We start from the raw sequence: 15,920 nt of genomic DNA on the forward strand, positions 1-15,920 counted from the left end.
ATACCGATATGCAATTGATCTGGCTGCGCAGCGACTTGCGCCAACACGACAACACCGCCCTCTCGGCTGCCGCAGCGCGCGGCCCGACGGTCGCCGTGTATCTGTTGAGCCCCCGGCAATGGCTTGAGCATGACGACGCCCCGTGCAAGGTCGACTTCTGGCTGCGCAACCTGACAGAGCTGAGCAGCAGTCTCGGCCAATTGCACATTCCGTTGCTGATTCGTACCGCTGCCCATTGGGATCAGGCGCCGGAAGAACTGCTCAAACTCTGTCGACAACTGAACATCGAGGCGGTGCACGTCAACGAAGAATACGGCGTCCATGAAAGTCGTCGCGATGCCGCAGTGGCCGAGGCATTGCGGGCCGAGGGCATCGAATTTCACAGCTACCTCGACCAATTATTGTTCAAGCCCGGCACTGTGCTGACCAAGACTGGCACCTACTTTCAGGTGTTTAGCCAGTTCCGCAAGGTCTGCTACGAACGCCTGCATCGCTCGATGCCAACGCTGGTGAAAACACAGGGGAAACAATCGCCTTTAACCATCGCCAGCGATCCCGTCCCGGCAGCGGTCAAAGGCTTCGCCACACCGAGCGAGTCGCTGCGCGCCTTATGGCCAGCAGGTGAACAGGAAGCCCGGCGGCGCCTCGACACCTTCGCCGACACGCAGATCGATTACTACAAAAACGAACGCGACTTCCCGGCCAAACCCGGCACCAGTCAGCTTTCGGCCTATCTCGCAGCGGGCGTGATTTCGCCACGCCAATGCCTGCACGCCGCCCTGCAAAGCAATCAGGGTGAATTCGAAAGCGGCAAGGTCGGCGCGGTCACCTGGATCAACGAACTGCTGTGGCGCGAGTTCTACAAACATATTCTGGTCGGCTATCCACGGGTCTCGCGCCACCGCGCATTCCGTCCGGAAACCGAAGCGCTGGCCTGGCGTGATGCGCCCGAAGATCTGGCAGCGTGGCAAGAGGCGCGCACCGGCCTGCCGATCATTGATGCGGCGATGCGCCAATTGCTCGAAACCGGCTGGATGCACAATCGCCTGCGCATGGTCGTGGCGATGTTCCTGACCAAGAACCTGCTGATCGACTGGCGTGAAGGCGAACGCTTTTTCATGCGGCATCTGATCGATGGTGATCTGGCGGCGAACAACGGAGGCTGGCAATGGAGTTCGTCGACCGGCACCGACTCGGCGCCGTACTTCCGTATTTTCAACCCGCTGAGCCAGTCGGAAAAATTCGACAGCGAAGGCCTGTTCATCAAGCACTGGCTGCCGGAACTGGCCGACCTCGATAAAAAACAAGTGCACAACCCGGCCAGCGCTGGCGGCTTGTTCGGCGTGGCGGATTACCCCGCGCCGATCGTCAACCTCAGCGCTTCGCGGGAACGTGCGCTAACTGCTTTCAAGAACCTGCCCTCCCGCCAACCGGCCGGAGTTGATCATGAGTGAATTCCTGCGCAACTTCGCCCGGCAATTTTCAGCGTTGAACAAAGACAACCTGCAACGCCTGGGCGAGTTGTACAGCAATGACATTCACTTCACCGACCCGCTGCACGAAGTTCAAGGGCTGGCGCAACTGCGTGACTACTTCGGCGAGCTGTACGCCAACGTCAGTGAGCTGCGTTTCGACTTTCACGGTTTCGACCAGATCGGCGAGGGTGAAGGTTACCTGCGTTGGGTCATGAGTTATCGCCACCCGCGCCTCGCCAGTGGCCGAGAAATACGCGTCGCGGGCTGCTCGCACCTGCTTTGGCGCGACAAGGTTTATCGCCACCGCGATTACTTCGATGCCGGGGCGCTGCTGTATGAACATTTACCCGTATTGGGCCGGGTCATCGCCTGGCTAAAAAGGAGAATGGGATGAGTCGTACACCTCAACGGCGCTATTGGCTGACCGGTGCCAGCAGTGGCATCGGTGCAGCCCTGGCTGAAGAGATCCTGAAAACCGGTGCACACCTGGCCGTCAGTTCACGCCAGATCGCCCCGCTCAAAGTGCTGTCGCAGCGTTATCCGGGGCAAGTGCTGGTGGTGCCGGGGGATTTGACCAACAGCCAGACGGTACGCGAAATCGGCCAGCAGATTACCGAGGATTGGGGCTCGCTGGACTCGGTGATCCTCAATGCCGGCACCTGTGAATATGTCGATGCTCGGCAATTCGATTCCTCCATCGTTGAACACGTGGTGCGCACCAACCTGCTCGCCAGCAGCTACTGCATCGAAGCCGCCCTGCCGTTGTTGCGCAAAGGTACGGCGCCGCATCTGGTCGGGATGGCCAGTTCGGTCACTTACCTGCCACTGCCACGGGCCGAAGCCTACGGTGCATCGAAAGCCGGGCTGCGTTATCTGTTCGAATCGTTGCGCATAGATCTGGCCGACGAGGGCATTGAAGTGACGGTGATCAGCCCGGGTTTTGTCGAAACACCGCTGACCGCCAAAAATGACTTTCCGATGCCGTTGAGCTGGCCTGTGGATAAAGCCGCGCGGCACATCTTTGCCAAACTCAAGGACCGTCCACTGGAGATCGCTTTTCCGGCGCTGTTCATGGCGGCGCTGTGGCCCTTGTCGAAACTGCCTGCCCGTGTGCAATTGATGATCGGCAAACGCATGGTGCGCAAACCTCCGCCACTGCGGGATCCGGCATGAAAATCGCCATCGTCGGTAGCGGGATCGCCGGGTTGACCTGCGCTTACCTGCTCAATCGCCGACATGACGTCACGGTGTTCGAGGCCGGCGACTGGGTCGGTGGTCACACGCACACCGTGCAAGTCACGGTCGAGGATCGCCAATACGCGGTAGACACCGGGTTTATCGTGTTCAACGACTGGACCTACCCGAACTTCATTCGCCTGTTGGGCCAGATCGGCGTGCACTTCAAGCCGACCGAAATGAGCTTTTCGGTGACCGATCCGGACACCGGTCTGGAATACAACGGCAACAACCTCAACAGCCTGTTCGCCCAACGCCGCAATCTGTTGTCGCCAGGATTCTGGGGGATGTTGCGGGACATTCTGCGCTTCAATAAAGAAGCCCAGCGCGACCTCGTCGAACTGCGCATCTCCGCCGATATGACCCTCGATGATTACCTCAAGGCCGGCGGCTATGGCGAGCGCTTCATCCTGCATTACATCGTGCCGATGGGGGCGGCGATCTGGTCGATGCCGATGGCCGAGATGCTCAATTTTCCGCTGCAGTTCTTTGTGCGTTTTTTCAAGAATCATGGCCTGCTGTCAGTCAGTGATCGCCCGCAATGGCAGGTTATCGAAGGCGGTTCCAGCGCCTACATTGCGCCGTTGACGGCAACGTTCAAGGACAAGATCCGCCTGAACTGCCCGGTGACTCGCGTCGATCGCGATGAACACGGCGTGGTTATCCACAGCCCGGCCGGCATCGAGCATTTCGACAAAGTGGTGTTCGCCTGTCACAGCGATCAGGCCCTGCAACTGCTCGCCAGCCCCAGCGACGCCGAACAGGCGATCCTCGGCGCCCTGCCCTACGCCGACAACGAAGTGGTGTTGCACACCGATACGCGCCTGCTGCCCAGTCGCAAACTGGCGTGGGCGAGCTGGAATTTTCGCTTGAACGGTGCGGGCCATACACACGCGGCCGTCACCTACGACATGAACATCCTGCAAGGGATCGAGAGCAACACCACGTTCTGCGTCAGCCTCAATCAGAGCGCCGGCATCAGCCCGTTCAGAGTGCTCGCCAAATACACCTACGCCCATCCGCAATTCAGCCTTGCCGCCGTCGCGGCGCAGAACCGCTGGAGCGAACTGGACGGCGTGCACAACACGCATTATTGCGGCGCCTACTGGGCCAACGGTTTTCATGAAGACGGCGTGGTCAGCGCATTGCGCGTGGCGGCGGCGTTCGGGGAAACCTTATGAACAGCGCCCTGTACAGCGGCTGGATCGGCCATCGGCGCTTCTCGCCGCGCCGGCATGAGTTTCGCTACCGGATCGGTTTGCTGTACCTCGACCTGACAGAACAGGACGCGGTCCTCGGTCTGTCGCCACTGGCCAGCCGCAGCCGTTTTGCACCGTTTTCATTTCGCGAGACCGACTACCTCAAAACCTTTACCGCTACCGGCATGCGCCTGATCGATGCGGTTCGCCAGCAGGTCGGTCTTGCCATCGGTCATGAGCCACAAGGCTCAGTGTGCCTGCTGACACAACCGCGCAGCTGGGGCCTGGCGTTCAATCCGGTGAGTTTCTTTTATTGCCATGAAGCCGATGGGCAACTGGCGGCGATTGTCTGTGAAGTCACTAACACGCCATGGCGCGAGCGTTATCACTACGTGCTGCCGGCGGGTCGCCATCAACACCATCAACATTTCGCGGTGGCCAAGGCGTTTCACGTCTCGCCGTTCCTGCCGCGCGATCTCGAATACCGCATGAGCTTCAGCCCTGCCGCGCAAACACTCGGCGTGCACATGGCCGACTGGCAGGGCGAAGAAAAGCTGTTCGACGCCACCCTCAATCTGCAACGCGAAACTCTCGACCGGCACAGCCTGCATCGTTACTTGCGACGCTTTCCGTGGATGACCGCGAAAACCGCTTTGGCGATTTATTGGCAAGCCGTGCGACTGCTGATCAAACGCGCACCGATCTTTGCTCATCAGGCTGCCGACGGCAGCTTTAAAACCGCCACTGCGCCTCCCAGGGAGCACCGCCATGAAATCCTCTAGTCTGTCGGTCAGCCGACGAAGCACCAATGGTCTGAGCGGATCGCTGCTGCGTCGTGGCGTATTGCGGCAAATGGCTCAGCTCAAACACGGCCAGTTACTGGTGGTCGAGGACGGAGAGCAGATGCTGTTCGGCACCAAGGGCAGTCCCTTGCTGGGCGAGATCCATGTGCTCGATCCGGCAGCCTGGGGCATGGTCGCCAGCAACGGCTCGATCGGCGCGGGCGAGGCATTTATCCACGGTTACTGGAGCTCGCCCGATCTGACCGCCGTGGTGCGGGTGTTCGTCAGCAACCTCGACGTGCTCGATGCGATGGAGGGCGGGCTGGCCCGTCTCGGCCGGCCGCTGGTGCAAGGCCTGCACTGGCTCAACCGCAACACCCGCAAGGGATCGCAGAAAAACATCGCCGCGCACTATGACCTTGGCAACGATCTGTTCGAGCAATTTCTCGACCCGACCATGATGTATTCCGCCGCGCAGTTCCTCACTCCCGAGGACAGTCTGGAACAGGCGCAACTGAACAAACTCGAGCGAATCTGCCAGAAGCTCGCGCTCAAGCCCGAAGACCACCTGCTGGAAATCGGCACCGGCTGGGGCAGCATGGCGTTGTACGCGGCGCAGCATTACGGCTGTCGCGTGACCACCACCACGCTGTCGAAAGAGCAGTTCGCCTTCACCGCCCGGCGTATCGAACAACTGGGCTTGCAGGATCGGGTGACGCTGCTGCTCAAGGACTACCGCGACCTCACCGGCGAGTACGACAAACTGGTGTCGATCGAGATGATCGAAGCGGTCGGCCATCGCTTCCTGCCGACCTACTTCAAACAATGTGCGCAGTTGCTCAAGAGCAACGGCCTGATGCTGATCCAGGCGATCACCATTCGAGAGCAGCGCTATGAACAGGCCAAGCGTGGCGTCGATTTCATCCAGCGCTACATTTTCCCCGGCGGTGCTCTGCCCTGCGTGCAGAAGATGCTCGAAATCGTCAGCCGTGACACCGACATGAACCTGCTGCACATGGAAGACTTCGGCTTGCATTACGCCAAGACCCTGCGCCTGTGGCACGAGAACTTTCGCCGCGCTCACGGTCGCTTGAGCGAGTTGGGCTATGACGATTATTTCCTGCGGCTGTGGGAGTTTTACTTGTGCTACTGCGAGGGCGGCTTTCTCGAGCGCACCATCGGCACGGCGCAATTGCTGCTGGCCAAACCGGCGGCGATGCCAGCGCCGCTGCTCGGACGCTTCGATGCTTGAGCGGATCGCCAATGCCGTGTTGTTCCAGATCGGCTGGCTGGCCTGTGTGATTGGCGGCAACAGCTTGTGGCTGCTATTGGCGTTGGTGGTGCTGGTGATCCATCTGCGCTGGATCACCAGTTGGGCAGCCGAGGGCCGGTTGATGCTGAGCGTGGTGATTGTCGGTACCGCAGTGGACAGCGTTTTGCGCGCAACCGGCGTGTTCGAATTTCAGGATCAATCGCCGCTGATTCCGTTGTGGCTGATGTTGCTATGGGCGTTGCTGGCCACCACGTTGCGCCATTGTCTGGCGTGGAGCGCCCGGCCTTGGTGGCTGGCCAGCGTACTCGGTGCCGGCGGCGGCGCTTTGTCTTACTACGGTGGCGGGCGCCTGGCCGGGGTGCAATTTCCCTACGGTGAGTTGCCCACCCTGATCGGTATCGGCCTGCTCTGGGCGCTGCTGTTTCCGCTGCTCCATCTCATGGCTCGACGCCTCGGCCAGTGAGCGTCTGTCAGAGCATTCACACACGCGGCAAGCACTGCCTTACACTGCCGGCCATGAAGACCATCCCCCACCAACAAATCGCCGAACCGGCGGTCACCTGTTCGACGTGCGCAGCCTGCTGCTGCCAGCTCGAAGTGATGCTGATCACCGACACGGGCGTGCCTGATCGTTTTATCGATACCGATGAGTGGGGCGGCGAAGTCATGCTGCGTCTGGACGACGGCTGGTGTGCGGCGCTGGATCGCGACACGATGATGTGCACCATCTACGAAAAACGCCCGCTGATCTGCCGCGAGTTCGAAATGGGCGCACCGGAATGCATCGAAGAACGCCAGGGGATTGCCACGGCCTACCGCTGATTCCGAATACACCCCAAAACCAAATGTGGGAGCGAGCCTGCTCGCGAAAGCTATTTCATATTCAACGAAGATGTTGAATGAAACACCGCTTTCGCGAGCAGGCTCGCTCCCACAGGGGTCAAGCGTGTATCAGTTAGAGCGGCATTGTGTAATGCAGCGAGTAGCTTTCTACCCCGTCGTTGTCGCTCGCCAGGCCGGCGTTGGAATAGTGCGTTGCACGAATCCCGACCTCATGTCCGCCATTGAAACGCAGACCAAAACCGAAACGGTCTTCGAACTGGAAAGAGCCGCCTAGATTGTTCGACTCATATTTGGTGTTGGAGAACGCCGCGACACCAATCCCCGCTTCAACATACGGTTTGACCGACTGGCCGGCAAACTCGTAAACAAATACCGGCGAGAACGACAGGCTGTTGTTGCTGGAGGTCTTGTCACCTTCCCAGTAGGTGTAGGCGCCGCTCCAGTAACCGGTCAGACGACCGACGTCGCTCTGCAGCCAGCTCTTGTCCCAGTCGAAATTCATGCCCAGGCGATAAGTCATGGTCGAATCGCTGGTAGCACCGACGGCGAATTCAACGCCGGCGGCTTGTGCGGTAATACTTTGCCCCATCAGTGCGGCCGCAATCGCGGCCAAGCAGAATAGTCGCTTCACGTTGAAACTTCCTTTTCCGGAACGATCGTTTGGTTTTCTAGATAACTCTTCGCTATAGAAGCTAGCGCCTGCTGAGAAGTTCAGCCGATTTTTTAGTTATTTCACAGTTTTTTTACAAGCCGAAGTTTTGCACTTCGCCCGCGTCCTGCCCCAACAGCGGCAGGATGATTTTGAAGTACTCAGGGTCGGCGCTGGTCCAGAATCTGACCGGCCGGCTCGGGCCGACAGCGAGCAAATCGCGCTCCGCCAAAAGCCGCTGAAGTTGCCGCGCGACAGCGGCACCGGTATCGATCAGGCTGATGTCCTCGGGGATCATCGACTTGAGCATCGGCTTGAGGAAGGGATAGTGCGTGCAGCCAAGAATGATCGTGTCGCAACCGCTGGCCAGCAGCGGATCGACATAACCTTGCAGCAACTGGCGCAACTCGGCGCTGTGCAGATCGCCACTCTCAATCAACTCGACCAGACCGGGGCACGGCTGGGTGATCACGCGCACGTCGGTGGCAAAGCGATCAAGCAGCGCGGCGAACTTGGCGCTCTGCAACGTACCGGTGGTGGCGAGCACGCCGACCACACCGCTGCGCGTCGCGGCTGCCGCAGGTTTGACCGCAGGCTCCATGCCGACAAGCGGCCAGTCGGGAAAATCACGACGGAGATCGGCGACACCGGCAACGGTCGCGGTATTGCACGCTATGACCAACGCCTTCGCGCCTTGCTCACGGAAAAACCCGGCCATCACGCTGCAACGCTGGCGAATGAACTCCGGGGTTTTCTCGCCGTAGGGAATGTGCCCGCAATCGGCGACATAGAGCAGCGATTCGTTGGGCAGCAAGCGCTGGATCTCCGCCAATACCGACAAACCGCCGACACCGGAATCGAACACCGCGATCGGTGCTTCACGCATGGCGCGGTCCGCAAACGCTGCAACCCGGATCGCGCTTGACCCGCAACTCTCGGAAGCGCGAGCCCAAGGCATCGATCAACAACAAGCGTCCCACCAGTGGTTCACCGAAGCCGACCAGCACTTTCAATGCTTCCAATGCCTGAAGACTGCCAACCAGGCCAACCAGCGGCCCGACGACACCGGCTTCGCTGCAGGTCAGTTCGGCTTCGCTGCCGTGCCCGTACAAACAGTGGTAGCACGGGCTCTCGGGACGACGTGGATCAAACACCGAGAGTTGCCCTTCAAGGCGAATCGCCGCGCCGCTGACCAAGGGTTTGCCAGCAGCCACGCACGCCGCGTTGACCGCTTCGCGCGTGGAAAAATTATCGGAACAGTCGAGCACCAGATCGACCGCCGTCACGGCAGCGGCGAGGGAGTCCTCGTCCAGCGCCTGACGATGCGCGACCAGTTTGATCTCGGGATTGATCGCCCCCAGACGCTTGAGCGCCGAGTCGACCTTGCTCATGCCGACGCTGTCGGTGTCGTGGATGATCTGGCGTTGCAGGTTGGTCAGATCGACCGTGTCGAAATCCGCCAGATGCAACTCACCCACTCCCGCCGCCGCCAGATACAGGGCAACCGGTGCACCGAGGCCGCCGAGGCCAACGATCAACACCCGACTGTCCTTGAGCTTCAACTGACCATCGATGTCGATGTGTTGCAGCAGAATCTGCCGGCTGTAGCGCAGCAATTCCTGATCATTCAGCACGGCAGGCGCCCCAGGCTGATCCGTTGATGGCCGCCCAGATCGGTGCGACTGTGGACTTCTTCGAAACCGCGGGTCAGCAGCAGATCGCGCACGGCCTCGGCTTGATCATAGCCGTGTTCGAGCATCAGCCAGCCAGCGGCCTCGAGATGCTCCGGCGCCTGGGCGACGATCAGACGCAGATCGTCGAGCCCATCCTCACCGGCCACCAGTGCACTGGCGGGCTCGAAGCGCACATCACCTTCGACCAGATGCGGATCGGCGGCGGCAATGTATGGCGGGTTGCTGATGATCAGTTGAAAACGCTGGCCTTCGAGGGCGCTGAACCAATGGCTGCTCAGCACCGTGGCGTTGTTCAAGTGCAGGCGTTGGCGATTGCGCTCAGCCAGGGCCACGGCTTCAAGTACGCGGTCCACGGCGGTGACTTTCCACGCCGGGCGCTCACTGGCCAGGGCCAGGGCAATCGCGCCGCTGCCGGTACCGAGGTCGAGCACTTTGGCCGGGGTCGCGGGCAGCAATTCGAGCGCGGCTTCCACCAGTAGCTCAGTGTCCGGGCGCGGGATCAGCGTGTGCGGGGCGACTTCCAGATCGAGTTTCCAGAAACCTTGCTGACCGAGAATGTAGGCCACCGGCTCGCCGCCACGACGGCGTTGCAGGTACTCGGCAAAGGTCAGCGCAGCCTCACTCGGCACGATGCGCTCGGGCCAGGTGTGCAGAAAGCTGCGCGACTTGCCCAACGCGGCGGCGAGGAGCAGTTCGGCGTCCAGACGCGCAGTCGATGAATCCGGCAGTTCGGCGGCGCGCAACAGGCTGGCAATGATGGTCATTTATTCACCTATCGCTGCGAGTTGGTCAGCCTGATATTCGGCCAGCAACGGCTCGATTACCGCTTCAACGCCACCGGCAAGAATTTCATCGAGGGAATACAAGGTCAGGTTGACGCGGTGGTCAGTGACCCGGCCCTGGGCAAAGTTGTACGTGCGGATGCGCTCGGAACGGTCGCCGGAACCGACCAGCAATTTACGCTCGCTGGCAATCGCATTGGCTGCCGCGGCGGTTTGCTGATCGTTGAGTTTGGCCGACAGCCAGGCCATCGCGCGGGCACGGTTCTTGTGCTGGGAACGTTCTTCCTGACACTCGACGACGGTGCCGGTCGGAATGTGCGTGATGCGGATCGCCGAGTCGGTGGTGTTGACGTGCTGACCACCGGCCCCGGAGGAGCGGAACGTGTCGACGCGCAAATCCGCCGGGTTGATCTCGATGGCTTCGCGCTCGTCCGGCTCGGGCAACACCGCCACGGTGCAAGCCGAGGTGTGGATACGGCCCTGGGATTCGGTGGCGGGTACACGCTGTACGCGGTGTGCGCCGGATTCGAATTTCAGCTTGCCGTAAACGTTGTCGCCTTCAATGCGCGCGATGACTTCTTTATAGCCGCCGTGTTCGCCTTCGTTTTCCGAGAGGATCTCCACACGCCAACCACGTCGCTCGGCGTAACGCGAGTACATGCGGAACAGGTCGCCGGAGAAGATCGCCGCCTCGTCGCCACCGGTGCCGGCGCGGATTTCGAGGAACACGTTACGCCCGTCATTCGGGTCCTTGGGCAGCAACATGCGTTGCAGGTCGGACTCCAGCATGACCAGCAGTTCCTTGGCTTCACGGACTTCTTCCACGGCCATTTCGCGCATGTCCGGGTCGCTGTCCTTGAGCAGCGCCTGCGCGCCTTCAAGATCGCTTTGTACGCTGAGCAGCTTTTGATAGGCGTGTACGACTGGTTCGAGTTCGGCGTATTCCTTGGAATAGGCGCGGAACTTGGCCTGATCGGCAATGATTTCGCCGTCGCCGAGCAGCGCGGTCAGTTCCTCGAAACGATCCTGGAGGGTGTCCAGCTTATTGTGCAGTGACGCTTTCATTGCGGTTTTTTATCCGAAAAGCTATCCGGTGAGCCCTCGAGGGCAAAGAGTTCCTGGGCCATGGCCAGCGCATCGAGGCGGCCTTCGGCAGAAAGCTTTTTCAATTGCACGCTGGGCGCATGCAAGAGTTTATTGGTCAGGCCACGGGCCAGTTGCCCGAGCACGTCTTCGGCATTGCCGCCGTTGGCCAGCAGACGCAGGGCCTTTTGCAGTTCTTCGTCACGCAGGCGTTCGCTCTGTTGACGATAAGCCTTGAGCACGTCGACCGCCGCCAGCTCGCGCAGGCGCACCATGAAATCGTCGGCGCCGACCGAGACCATTTCTTCGGCCGCTTGCGCCGCGCCCTGTCGGCTCTTGAGATTTTCAGCGACCACTTCGTGGAGGTCGTCGACGCTATAGAGGTAAACGTCGTCCAACTCGCCGACTTCCGGTTCGATATCCCGGGGAACGGCAATGTCGACCATGAAGATCGGTTTGTGCTTGCGCAACTTCAGTGCGCTCTCGACCGCGCCCTTGCCCAGAATCGGCAACTGACTGGCGGTGGAACTGATGACGATGTCGCTGCGCACCAGCTCTGCCGGGATGTCCGACAGCAACACCGCGTGGGCGCCGAACTGTTCAGCCAACAGGCTGGCGCGTTCCAGCGTACGGTTGGCGACGACGATGCGTTTGACCCCCAGCTCATGCAGGTGACGGGCGACCAGGGTGATGGTCTCGCCAGCACCTATCAGCAAGGCCTGGCTGCGTTGCAGGTCGCTGAAAATCTGTTTGGCCAGGCTGACCGCCGCGAATGCCACGGACACCGGGTTTTCGCCGATGGCGGTGTCGGTGCGTACCTGCTTGGCGGCATTGAACGTCGCTTGAAACAGTCGCCCGAGCAACGGTCCGATGGTGCCGGCCTCACGGGCAACGGCATAGGCCGATTTCATCTGGCCGAGAATCTGTGGTTCGCCCAGTACCAGCGAGTCGAGCCCGGAGGCGACGCGCATCATGTGACGAACTGCCGCATCATCTTCGTGCACATAAGCACTCGCGCGCAGCTCATCGAGGCTTAAATGGTGATAGTCGGCCAGCCAGCGCAACACGATATCCGCAGAAAGCTGATCCTGTTCTATATAAAGCTCACTGCGATTGCAGGTGGAGAGGATCGCAGCTTCGCGGCTGTCGGTCAGTCGGCAGAGCTGCTGCAGGGCCTCAACCAGCTGCTCAGGGGTAAAGGCCACGCGCTCGCGGACGTCTACTGAAGCAGTCTTGTGGTTAATACCAAGTGCAAGGAAGGCCATTCAAGGTCGCTGATGGTGACGTGAAGCCGGCAATTGTCTACCTTCGTCAGATTCAGAACAACTACCGCTGACTATTGTCCCAATCGTCAGCCCCTATAATGGGCACAATTGAGACTCGGTTATGTTTGGCCGAAGGCTTGTGTCATGATGATCCGACCGCAGGTTAGTCGTCCTCTTCCTATATGAATAGATCTTCCGCGTTGCTCCTTGCTTTTGTCTTCCTCAGCGGCTGCCAGGCCATGGCCCCCGTTTCGCAGGACGGTGCCTCACCGGTCGAAGACACCACGCCCGCGCCTGAAAAGCCCAAGGTTTACAGCTCGTTCAGCGAAGAAACCGTGTTCAGCCTGCTGAGCGCCGAACTCGCTGGCCAGCGCAATCGTTTCGATATTGCTCTGGATAACTACGTGACCCAGGCGATCAACACTCAGGATCCTGGCGTTTCCGAGCGCGCGTTCCGCATCGCCGAATACCTCGGCGCGGATCAGCCCGCTCTGGATACCGCGCTGATCTGGGCGAAAAATGCCCCTGACGATCTCGAAGCGCAACGCGCCGCCGCCGTGCAACTGGCCCGCGCCGGGCGTTACGACGACTCGATGGTCTATATGGAGAAAGTCCTGCAGGGCAAGGGCGACACCCATTTCGATTTCCTCGCGCTGTCGGCAGCCGACACCGATCAGGAAACCCGCAACGGTCTGATGAAAAGTTTCGACCGTTTATTGCAACGCCACCCGAACAACAGCCAGCTGATTTTCGGCAAGGCCCTGTTGTTGCAGCAGGACGGCGACAACAAAGCGGCGCTGACCCTGCTCGAAGACAATCCACCGGAAGACGGCGAAATCGCCCCGATTCTGCTGCGCGCGCGCCTGCTGCAAACCATGAACCGTGGTGACGAAGCACTGCCGCTGCTGCAAAAAAGCATCAAGAAGTATCCGGACGACAAACGCCTGCGCCTGACTTACGCGCGCATGTTGGTCGAACAGGACCGGATGGACGACGCCAAGGCCGAGTTCTCCAGCCTCGTTCAGCAATACCCGGAAGACGACGAACTGCGCTACTCGCTGGCGCTGGTCTGCCTGGAAGCTAAAGCGTGGGACGAGGCCAAAGGTTATCTGGAAGACCTGATCGCCCGTGAAAGCCACGTTGATTCAGCGCATCTGAACCTCGGTCGCATTGCCGAAGAGCGCAACGACCCGCAAGGCGCATTGATCGAATACGCCCAGGTCGGCCCAGGCAATGACTATCTGCCCGCGCAATTGCGTCAGGCGGACATCCTGATGAACAACGGCAAGACCGCCGAAGCACAAAGCAAACTGGCGGCTGAGCGTGACGCACAACCTGATTACGCGATCCAGTTGTACCTGATCGAATCGGAAACCCTGTCGGCCAACAAACAGGACGACAAGGCCTGGAAAACCTTGCAGCAAGCCTTGCTGCAATACCCGGACGATCTGAATCTGCTCTACACCCGTGCCATGCTCGCGGAAAAACGCAATGACCTGACGCAGATGGAAAAAGACCTGCGCCTGATCATCAAGCGTGATCCCGACAACGCCATGGCGCTGAACGCTTTGGGTTACACCCTGTCTGACCGTACGACTCGCTACGCGGAAGCCAAGGCACTGATCGAACAGGCACACCAGATCAATCCGGAAGACCCGGCAGTACTCGACAGCCTCGGCTGGGTGAACTTCCGCCTGGGCAATCTGGACGACGCCGAGAAGTATCTGCGTCAAGCGCTGGAGCGTTTCCCTGACCACGAAGTCGCCGCGCATCTGGGCGAAGTATTGTGGGTCAAGGGCAACCAGCGCGAAGCCAAACAAGTCTGGGGCAAATTCCTCAAGGATCAGCCCGACAGCACCATTCTGCGCAGCACCATCAAGCGCCTGACCGGATCCGAGACTCTTTAACCCATGTTTTTGCGCCACGTTATTGTATTCAGCTTCATCGCCCTGCTCGCCGGTTGCGCGGGTTTTGGCGCTCGCGAATCGGTCGAGGGCCACGGCAGTCCGGCTCAATGGGCCGCGAACAAACAACAACTGACCGGCCTCGACGGCTGGCAGATCGACGGCAAGATCGGCATCCGCGCACCAAAAGATTCCGGTAGCGGCACGCTGTTCTGGCTGCAGCGTCAGGACTATTACGACATCCGCCTGTCCGGCCCGCTGGGTCGCGGCGCGGCGCGCCTGACCGGACGCCCGGGCAAGGTGTCGCTGGAAGTCGCCAATCAGGGTCGCTACGAATCGCAATCGCCGGAAACCCTGCTTGAAGAGCAACTGGGCTGGAAATTGCCGGTGTCGAATCTGGCCTGGTGGGTCCGTGGCCTGCCCGCGCCGGACAGCAAAAGCCGCCTGAACCTGGACGCCAACAGCCGTCTGGCCAACCTGGAACAGGATGGCTGGACAGTCGAATACACCGCTTACACCGAACAAAATGGTTACTGGCTGCCAGAGCGAATCAAGCTGCACGGCACCGACCTTGACGTGACGCTGGTGATCAAGACCTGGCAACCGCGCAAGTTGGGGCAATAACGCATGACCGCTGCACGCCTGACCCTGCCCTCGCCGGCCAAACTCAATCTGATGCTGCACATTCTGGGTCGCCGTGAAGACGGTTATCACGAGTTGCAGACACTCTTTCAGTTTGTCGATTACGGCGATGAGATCACTTTTGCCGTGCGCGATGACGGCGTGATTCAGCTGCACACCGAATTCGAAGGGGTTCCCCACGACAGCAACCTGATTGTGCGCGCAGCAAAAATGCTCCAGGCACAATCCGGTTGTGCGCTCGGCATCGACATCTGGATCGACAAGGTTCTGCCCATGGGCGGCGGCATTGGCGGCGGCAGTTCGAATGCCGCGACCACTTTGCTCGGTCTCAATCATTTGTGGCAACTGGGCTGGGATGAAGATCGCCTGGCCGCACTGGGCCTGACGCTTGGCGCTGACGTACCGGTTTTCGTCCGTGGTCACGCGGCCTTTGCCGAGGGCGTGGGCGAAAAACTCACCCCTGTTGATCCCGAAGAACCTTGGTATCTGGTGCTCGTACCGCAAGTCTCTGTAAGTACGGCAGAAATTTTTTCAGATCCTTTGTTGACACGTAACACGCCGCCCATTAAAGTGCGCCCCGTTCCCGAGGGAAACAGTCGAAATGACTGCTTGCCGGTGGTTGCAAGGCGTTATCCAGAAGTACGTAACGCATTGGATTTGTTAGGTAAATTTACCGAAGCAAAACTCACCGGAACTGGAAGTTGTGTGTTTGGGGGCTTCCCAAGCAAAGCTGAAGCTGATAAAGTCTCGGCCCTTCTGACAGAGACCCTTACAGGGTTTGTAGCAAAAGGCAGCAACGTTTCGATGTTGCACCGAAAGCTGCAAAGTCTGCTCTAAAGGAACCAAGTGCTCGGCACTTGATGCAACAGATACAGGGGCGTCGCCAAGCGGTAAGGCAGCAGGTTTTGATCCTGCCATGCGTTGGTTCGAATCCAGCCGCCCCTGCCATTTTCTATACTCATCCAGGTTACCCTCAGCCTCTAGGTACTGCGCGTGTCCAAGATGATGGTCTTTACGGGGAACGCTAACCCCGATCTGGCTCGGCGTGTTGTACGTCAGCTGCATATCCCTCTCGGTGACATCTCTGTCGGCA

17 protein-coding genes, 1 tRNA gene and 1 pseudogene are annotated in these 15,920 nt (G+C 59.9%); 13 read left to right on the forward strand and 6 right to left on the reverse strand.

What is annotated here, in order from left to right:
* Positions 1-8 precede the first annotated feature (8 nt).
* From phrB to ACIOWE_RS26690, 8 genes are read left to right on the forward strand one after another with little or no spacing between them, the layout of a single operon-like run.
* A complete protein-coding gene (gene phrB, locus ACIOWE_RS26655; RefSeq protein WP_401397694.1) occupies positions 9-1,454 on the forward strand; it encodes a deoxyribodipyrimidine photo-lyase in 1,446 nt (481 codons plus the stop codon).
* The gene (locus ACIOWE_RS26660; RefSeq protein WP_201236832.1) at positions 1,447-1,869 is read left to right on the forward strand and encodes a nuclear transport factor 2 family protein; all 423 of its coding nucleotides are present in this window, start codon (positions 1,447-1,449) and stop codon (positions 1,867-1,869) included. The genes phrB and ACIOWE_RS26660 overlap by 8 nt, the downstream gene beginning before the upstream one ends.
* Positions 1,866-2,648, forward strand: a complete 783-nt coding sequence (locus ACIOWE_RS26665; protein ID WP_401397697.1) for an SDR family NAD(P)-dependent oxidoreductase — start codon at positions 1,866-1,868, stop codon at positions 2,646-2,648. Before ACIOWE_RS26660 ends, ACIOWE_RS26665 begins: the two co-directional genes overlap by 4 nt.
* Positions 2,645-3,892 (forward strand): NAD(P)/FAD-dependent oxidoreductase, encoded by a 1,248-nt coding sequence (locus ACIOWE_RS26670; RefSeq protein WP_401397700.1) that lies wholly within the window; start codon positions 2,645-2,647, stop codon positions 3,890-3,892. Before ACIOWE_RS26665 ends, ACIOWE_RS26670 begins: the two co-directional genes overlap by 4 nt.
* Positions 3,889-4,692: a DUF1365 domain-containing protein gene (locus tag ACIOWE_RS26675; protein ID WP_401397703.1), complete on the forward strand. Its 804-nt coding sequence runs from the start codon at positions 3,889-3,891 to the stop codon at positions 4,690-4,692. Before ACIOWE_RS26670 ends, ACIOWE_RS26675 begins: the two co-directional genes overlap by 4 nt.
* Positions 4,679-5,944, forward strand: a complete 1,266-nt coding sequence (locus ACIOWE_RS26680) for a class I SAM-dependent methyltransferase (protein WP_401397706.1) — start codon at positions 4,679-4,681, stop codon at positions 5,942-5,944. Before ACIOWE_RS26675 ends, ACIOWE_RS26680 begins: the two co-directional genes overlap by 14 nt.
* Positions 5,937-6,428: a DUF2878 domain-containing protein gene (locus tag ACIOWE_RS26685; RefSeq protein ID WP_401397709.1), complete on the forward strand. Its 492-nt coding sequence runs from the start codon at positions 5,937-5,939 to the stop codon at positions 6,426-6,428. Before ACIOWE_RS26680 ends, ACIOWE_RS26685 begins: the two co-directional genes overlap by 8 nt.
* Before the next feature lie 53 nt (positions 6,429-6,481).
* Positions 6,482-6,787, forward strand: a complete 306-nt coding sequence (locus tag ACIOWE_RS26690) for a YkgJ family cysteine cluster protein (protein WP_201236826.1) — start codon at positions 6,482-6,484, stop codon at positions 6,785-6,787.
* Between the two features lie 133 nt (positions 6,788-6,920).
* Here ACIOWE_RS26690 and ACIOWE_RS26695 read toward each other — a convergent pair whose 3' ends face one another.
* The 6 genes from ACIOWE_RS26695 to hemA form a co-directional block, all read right to left on the reverse strand.
* Positions 6,921-7,439, reverse strand: coding sequence for an acyloxyacyl hydrolase (locus ACIOWE_RS26695; RefSeq protein ID WP_095114379.1), 519 nt, complete (start codon positions 7,437-7,439; stop codon positions 6,921-6,923).
* 112 nt (positions 7,440-7,551) lie between these two features.
* On the reverse strand, positions 7,552-8,343 hold the full coding sequence (murI, locus tag ACIOWE_RS26700) for a glutamate racemase (protein WP_401397713.1): 792 nt from the start codon (positions 8,341-8,343) through the stop codon (positions 7,552-7,554).
* Positions 8,336-9,091, reverse strand: coding sequence for a molybdopterin-synthase adenylyltransferase MoeB (locus tag ACIOWE_RS26705; RefSeq protein WP_401397716.1), 756 nt, complete (start codon positions 9,089-9,091; stop codon positions 8,336-8,338). Before ACIOWE_RS26705 ends, murI begins: the two co-directional genes overlap by 8 nt.
* A complete protein-coding gene (gene prmC, locus ACIOWE_RS26710; protein ID WP_401397719.1) occupies positions 9,085-9,915 on the reverse strand; it encodes a peptide chain release factor N(5)-glutamine methyltransferase in 831 nt (276 codons plus the stop codon). Before prmC ends, ACIOWE_RS26705 begins: the two co-directional genes overlap by 7 nt.
* Complete coding sequence (gene prfA, locus ACIOWE_RS26715; RefSeq protein ID WP_401397722.1) at positions 9,916-10,998, reverse strand: peptide chain release factor 1; 1,083 nt, start codon at positions 10,996-10,998, stop codon at positions 9,916-9,918.
* Complete coding sequence (gene hemA, locus ACIOWE_RS26720) at positions 10,995-12,281, reverse strand: glutamyl-tRNA reductase (protein WP_007951716.1); 1,287 nt, start codon at positions 12,279-12,281, stop codon at positions 10,995-10,997. Before hemA ends, prfA begins: the two co-directional genes overlap by 4 nt.
* 182 nt (positions 12,282-12,463) lie before the next feature.
* Here hemA and ACIOWE_RS26725 point away from each other — a divergent pair, with 182 nt between their 5' ends.
* From ACIOWE_RS26725 to ACIOWE_RS26745, 5 genes and pseudogenes are all read left to right on the forward strand, one after another.
* On the forward strand, positions 12,464-14,188 hold the full coding sequence (locus tag ACIOWE_RS26725) for a tetratricopeptide repeat protein (RefSeq protein ID WP_401397725.1): 1,725 nt from the start codon (positions 12,464-12,466) through the stop codon (positions 14,186-14,188).
* 3 nt (positions 14,189-14,191) lie between these two features.
* Positions 14,192-14,809, forward strand: coding sequence for a lipoprotein insertase outer membrane protein LolB (gene lolB, locus ACIOWE_RS26730; protein ID WP_401397728.1), 618 nt, complete (start codon positions 14,192-14,194; stop codon positions 14,807-14,809).
* 3 nt (positions 14,810-14,812) lie between these two features.
* Positions 14,813-15,664, forward strand: a complete 852-nt coding sequence (gene ispE, locus ACIOWE_RS26735; RefSeq protein WP_401397731.1) for a 4-(cytidine 5'-diphospho)-2-C-methyl-D-erythritol kinase — start codon at positions 14,813-14,815, stop codon at positions 15,662-15,664.
* A 36-nt stretch (positions 15,665-15,700) separates the two neighbouring features.
* Positions 15,701-15,775: transfer RNA gene (locus ACIOWE_RS26740), tRNA-Gln, on the forward strand.
* Between the two features lie 45 nt (positions 15,776-15,820).
* A pseudogene (locus ACIOWE_RS26745) lies at positions 15,821-15,920 on the forward strand (ribose-phosphate pyrophosphokinase); the annotation flags it as partial.

This window comes from Pseudomonas sp. NPDC087598 (assembly GCF_044743525.1).
Taxonomy (GTDB): domain Bacteria; phylum Pseudomonadota; class Gammaproteobacteria; order Pseudomonadales; family Pseudomonadaceae; genus Aquipseudomonas.